Source organism: Fusobacterium varium, from assembly GCA_021531615.1.
GTDB classification, from domain to species: Bacteria; Fusobacteriota; Fusobacteriia; order Fusobacteriales; family Fusobacteriaceae; genus Fusobacterium_A; species Fusobacterium_A varium_C.
Genome location: JADYUE010000068.1, coordinates 1 through 5,766 on the forward strand (window position 1 = coordinate 1; position 5,766 = coordinate 5,766).

Below are 5,766 nucleotides of genomic sequence, written 5' to 3' on the forward strand. Positions count from 1 at the left end.
GTGTAGTATTTTTTTATTTTTTATAAAATGAAATATATTTTTTAAAAAAATAAAAAATAATTAAAAAATTTTTAAAAAGTTATTGACAAAAATAAAAGATTGTACTAAAATTCATTAGTAAGAAATGAGAGAAACAAAATTATAAAGATATTTTTAAGTTGCAAATGGAGTATTTAAGCCTCTGAGTGGGTGAAAAGAAAATAGATAGCAAATAAATTAATATAAAAAATAAAATAATATAGAGAGAAGAGTAGTATTTGAATTTAGCTATTTATATAACTAAGGAGTACCACTTTACTTGGAGGAGGAAAACATGAAAAATTTAAAATTGATTCACAAGGTATTTATAGGTTTGATATCAGGGATAATAGTTGGAGCACTTTTGTATCCAATGAAGGAAAACCCTATTGTAAGTAAATATATTGTCAGTGGATTATTTGAGTTTTTAGGACAAGGATTTTTAAGACTTGTAAAGATGATTATAGTTCCATTAGTTTTTGCATCACTTGTAACTGGAACAGCAGCAATGAATGATGTAAAAAAATTGGGAAGAATTGGAATAAAGACATTAGCATTTTTTATGGGAACAACTGCTATAGGGATAATAGCAGCAATAGTAGGAGCTAATATTTTAAAACCAGGAGCAGGAATAGTTCTTGAAAATGTTCAAAAGGCACAATATGTTGCAAAAGAAACAGATTCATTTGTAAAAGTTTTATTAAATATAATTCCTACAAATCCAATTGAAGCATTGGTAAAAGGTGAAATGTTACAAGTTATATTCTTTGCAGTTATGACAGGTTTTGTTATCACTATCCTTGGAGAAAAGGCAAAGAGATTACAAGGAATATTTGAAGAAGTTAATAGCTTAATGCTAAAAATGGTAAGCTTAATAATGGAACTTGCTCCACTTGGAATCTTTGGATTGATTGGTAAAACATTTATTACACTTGGTTGGGCAGCAATGAAACCTCTAGCATCATTTATAATAGTTACATATATACTACTTCTATTCCATGGACTTGTAGTATATCAAATACTACTTCGTATCTATGCAAAAGAGAGTCCAATAGCATTTTTAAAGAAAATACTTGGTCCAATGACATTAGCATTTTCAACTTCAAGTAGTGCAGCATGTATTCCACTATCCTTAAAAACTTTAAAAGAAGAGTTTAATGTAGAAGAAAAAGTATCTTCATTTACAATTCCATTAGGAGCTACAATAAATATGGACGGAACAGCAATAATGCAAGGAGTTGCAACTGTATTTATAGCTCAATTATACAATATCAACTTAACTACAAATGACTATTTCATGGTTGTATTAACATCTGTTTTAGCATCAATAGGAACAGCAGGTGTACCAGGAGTTGGAACAATAATGTTATCAATGGTATTATCTCAAGTAGGACTTCCATTAGAAGGAATTGGAATGATATTAGCAGTAGACAGAATAGTTGATATGGGAAGAACAACAGTTAATATTACTGGAGACCTTGTTTGTTCAGTAATTATAGATAGAATTGAAAAGAGAGCAGAAAATGCAGAAGAAAAAGTTCAAGGAAAGGTAGCTGCAAAAATTTAGAATAAAAAAGATTGATAACTTTATAAAAGTATGATATAAATAAGTTGAGCAAAAAACTCAAGATTAAGTTTATAGATTGGAGATAAAATGGAAAAGTTATCAAATATAGAGATAGAAAAAATAATAAAAGAACTAAAAGAGAATGGGAAATATAAAGAGTATCAAGATATGATTCATGATGATTATGAGGAGCATCAAGTAGTATATAAACTTGATAGTGATGAGATTATAGCTTTGGCTTATAAGAATAATACTATTCCATTTAAGATGGTAGAATATTATGATTGGCATGAGATGAATCTTTTAGTTGAAGAGGAATTAGATTAAAAAGTAGGGAGTTATTGAAAAAAATCAATAGCTCCCTTTTTGTTTAAGAAAAAATCTTTTTTAATTTATCACGATTTAAAATTGTTATACTTCCTCTTGAAAGAGAGATAATCCCTTCATTTTGGAAATATTTTAACATACGAGAAACAACTTCTCTAGCACTATTTACATCCTTAGCTATATCTTCATGAGTAAGATTAATAGTATCACTATCTTGCTCAAAAAGATATCTAGCCAATCTCTTATCAAAACTCATAAAAAGAATTTGTTCCATAGCCCACATTGTTTCAGAAAAACTTTTGTTGATAATATCAGTAGTAAAAGCCTCAACAGCTATATTACTATTTTTTATCTCTTTAAAAGCAGAGGCAGATATTTTTATAATTTCAACATCTGTTATAGCATCTACATAGATACTAAAAGTTATATTTTTAAGAATACAAGAAGCTGATAAAATACATACTTCATTTTCATTTAATCTATATAAAGTAATCTCCTTACCCTCTTCAGAGAGAATATATACTCTCAATTGCCCTTTTATTACTAAGAGAACACCAGTACACTCGGTAGAATCGTGTATTATCTCATTTTTTTTGTATTTTAAAATTTCACTATTATTAAGTAATAGATTTTTTTCTTTTGATGATAACTTATTCCAAAATGGAAAATTTTGAGAAAAATAGAGTTCTAGCATTTTTTAACCCCCATAAATTTGAAATATTTTATATATTATAACATAGATACAACTTAAAATAAATTTGCTATAATATAAAAAAAGGAGGAGCAATGAAGAAAAAAATATTGATTATAGAAGATGAAATAGATTTAATAAAAGTTTTAAAGGATACATTTGAAAAGGAAAATTTTCAAGTATTTTGTGCAGAAGATGGAGAAGATGGGATAGAAAAATTTTATGAAAAAAATCCAGATCTTATTTTATTAGATATAAATATGCCGAAGAAAAATGGTTGGGAAGTTTGTAGTGAAGTGAGAAAACAATCAAATATTCCTATTATAATGATGACTGCTAGGGATTCAGAGATAGATGAGTTAAAAGGATTAAATATTGGGGCAGATGACTATATAACAAAGCCTTTTAGCTTAAAAGTGTTAATAGTAAAAGTAAAGAAAATATTAAAAATAGATGAGAAAAGCAGTTATAAAATAGATGGGGTTTATTTTGATTTTAAAAGTGGAGAGTTGAAAATAGATGATAAAGATATAGAGCTTACAAGGAGAGAGATACAGTTTTTAGAGTATATTATAAAGAACAAAGGGATTATATTTAGTAGAGAGCAACTTTTAAATGATGTATGGGGCTTTGATTTTGAAGGTGATGATAGAGTAGTAGATACTTTGGTTAAGAGAGTTAGAAAGAAATTGGGAGCTTATAGTGATATGATTAAAACAGTGAGAGGAATGGGATATATATTTGATGAAATTAAAAATTAATTTTTTTCAAAAGATCTTTATATTTTCAGTGGCAATAGTAATTTTTACAGTTTTAATTGGTTATATTTTAAATATATTCTTTTTAGATGAGTTTTATCTTTATAGAAAGAAAGAAAATATGTTGAAAGTTGCAGAAAAAACTAAAATATTAGTTGTTGAAAGACGTAGAGATGAGTTAGAAGAGTACAAAGAAGATCTGAGAGATAAAGAGGGAATAGATATATCTATATTAAAAGAACGAAACAAACATATGAGAAGAAAAGAGGAAGAAAATATAAAGGAAGGGTTTAATATAGCAACTGTGACAAAGGCTAAGATAAAGCTTTTAATTTATAATGAAAAACTTCCTGATGGAAGAAATTTAATATTGAGAACCTCTTTATCAGTTATGAACTCTCATAAACATGAGATGAGTATTTTTAATATATTGACAACAATTGTTTCAGTGCTGATAAGCATGATAGTAGGAAGAATATTTTCTAAAAAAATTACAGCAAATATTGAAAGGCTAAATAGTATTACAAAAAAAATATCTGTATTAGATTTTTCAGAAAAAGCAGATATTCATACAGGGGATGAGATAGAGGAGTTAAGTAAAAGTATAGATATTATGTCTAATAATCTAAATATTTCAATTGAAAATTTAAAATCTTTTGCTTCGAATGCTTCACATGAACTTAGAACTCCTATAACGGTTATAAGTACCCATGCTCAAGCTCTTGTTAATGGAATAGTAAAAGAGGAACAGGAGCAAAGGAAATATTATAAGGTTATACTTAAAGAGAGTGCCTATATGAATGATTTAGTAGGGAATTTATTAACAATTTCTAGACTTTCTTCGCCAGGAATTAAATTAAATATGAAAGATGTAAGTTTTAATAAAATTTTAAAAGAAAGTATAGAGAAATATGAGATTTTGGAGCTTGAAAAAGATATTGAATGGGATATAGATATTTTAGACATATTGATAAATTGTGATGAGAAAATCTTTAAAATAGCTATTGATAATATAGTTCATAATGCTTTAAAATACTCTCCCAATAATGAAATTATAAGGGTATATAGAGAGGAAAATAAAATAGTTGTTGAAAATGACATAAAAGGCAACTTAGACAATACAGATAATCTATGTGAGCCTTTTACAAGGGGAGAGAACGCAAAGGAAGAGAAGATTGATGGGAATGGATTGGGATTATCAATAGTAAAGAAGATAATGGAATTGAATAAAATAGATTTTGCAATAATAATAGAGGATAAAAAGTTTAAAGTCTTTTTTGACATATTCAGGTCATAAAACTGTGTTATTATTTTATTACAAAGAGAAAGATAAAATATAACGGAGGGATAGAGTATGAAAAAAATGGCATTAATAGGAATGATGTTATTTGTAGTAGGAGCTACATCTTTTGCTAGAGGACATCATCATAATAATAATTGTAACTATGCACCATGTGGAGCACCACAACATTATAATTGTGTAGTTGATCAAAATAGACCAAAGGTTGCACCAAAAACTCAAAAGAGAAGAAATCCAGAAGCTGAAAGAGTAAGACTTGTAATTGATGAAAAAAGATTAGAAATTAGAAAAGAGTTAATAAAAGAGACTCCAGATTGGAAAAAAATTGAAAGAATAAATACTGAAATTGCAACTGAACAAGCAAAAGAAAGAACAGTTAATATGAAAAGCAGATTTGAAGCTAGAAAAAATATTGAACAACAATTACAAAAAAATAATTAATTAGATTGATCAGTACCTATAAATTTATAGGTACTGATTTTTTATTAAACTATAATTTCCAAAAGTAGAGGAGTGTAAACGACTACTACTTTTGAGACGCAGAAACGAAGTTTCTGTGAATCTTAACATTAACAAAACTTATAATTTTTAACATCAATTTGACTCCATGTCAGTGAATAAAGAATCCCTACGGCTCATTCCGTTGAAAATGCAAAACTCACTCGCAAGCTCGCTCAAACACGTTGCATTTTCTTAACTACATTTCGCTGAGGGCTTCTAATATTCCCTTCCAAATTACGTCAACTTGATGTTAGGGATAATATTTTTTTTAAATCGTCACTTTATCAAATATCAGCTAAAATGGAATTTCCAAAAGTAAAGGAGTGCAAACGACTATTACTTTTGAGATACAGGCGAAGATTTATCGGAGTCCTGTAAACATCAATGAAAGGAGAGTTACGAAATCTGACGCTAAAAATTCCGACGTGTTTGAAGACGAAGTCGAGTTTCGGAATTTTAGTCAGATGAGTTTTACTCTCTCTTTATTCTTTGACATGGAATTTAGCTGATATTTAAAAGAAATAGAGATAACTAAAATTGACTAATAATCGCTAATGCAAAGGTACTTTGCTGTAAAACTAACGATATATTAGAGAACCTAGCT

General features: G+C 27.9%; 6 protein-coding genes. 5 read left to right on the top strand and 1 reads right to left on the bottom strand.

Annotated features, from left to right (window positions below):
* Positions 1-313 precede the first annotated feature (313 nt).
* Entirely contained in the window at positions 314-1,585 is a 1,272-nt protein-coding gene (locus I6E31_12230) for a dicarboxylate/amino acid:cation symporter (protein MCF2640727.1), read from the top strand.
* Positions 1,586-1,672: 87 nt separating this feature from the next.
* Positions 1,673-1,912, top strand: a complete 240-nt coding sequence (locus I6E31_12235) for a hypothetical protein (GenBank protein ID MCF2640728.1) — start codon at positions 1,673-1,675, stop codon at positions 1,910-1,912.
* 43 nt (positions 1,913-1,955) lie between these two features.
* On the opposite strand, the gene I6E31_12240 is transcribed toward I6E31_12235, so the two are convergent.
* The gene (locus I6E31_12240) at positions 1,956-2,606 is read right to left on the bottom strand and encodes a Crp/Fnr family transcriptional regulator (GenBank protein MCF2640729.1); all 651 of its coding nucleotides are present in this window, start codon (positions 2,604-2,606) and stop codon (positions 1,956-1,958) included.
* Positions 2,607-2,698: 92 nt separating this feature from the next.
* Here I6E31_12240 and I6E31_12245 point away from each other — a divergent pair, with 92 nt between their 5' ends.
* From I6E31_12245 to I6E31_12255, 3 genes are read left to right on the top strand one after another with little or no spacing between them, the layout of a single operon-like run.
* A complete protein-coding gene (locus I6E31_12245; protein MCF2640730.1) occupies positions 2,699-3,364 on the top strand; it encodes a response regulator transcription factor in 666 nt (221 codons plus the stop codon).
* On the top strand, positions 3,348-4,658 hold the full coding sequence (locus I6E31_12250) for a HAMP domain-containing histidine kinase (protein ID MCF2640731.1): 1,311 nt from the start codon (positions 3,348-3,350) through the stop codon (positions 4,656-4,658). Before I6E31_12245 ends, I6E31_12250 begins: the two co-directional genes overlap by 17 nt.
* Before the next feature lie 57 nt (positions 4,659-4,715).
* Positions 4,716-5,102, top strand: a complete 387-nt coding sequence (locus tag I6E31_12255; GenBank protein ID MCF2640732.1) for a hypothetical protein — start codon at positions 4,716-4,718, stop codon at positions 5,100-5,102.
* Positions 5,103-5,766: the final 664 nt, after the last annotated feature.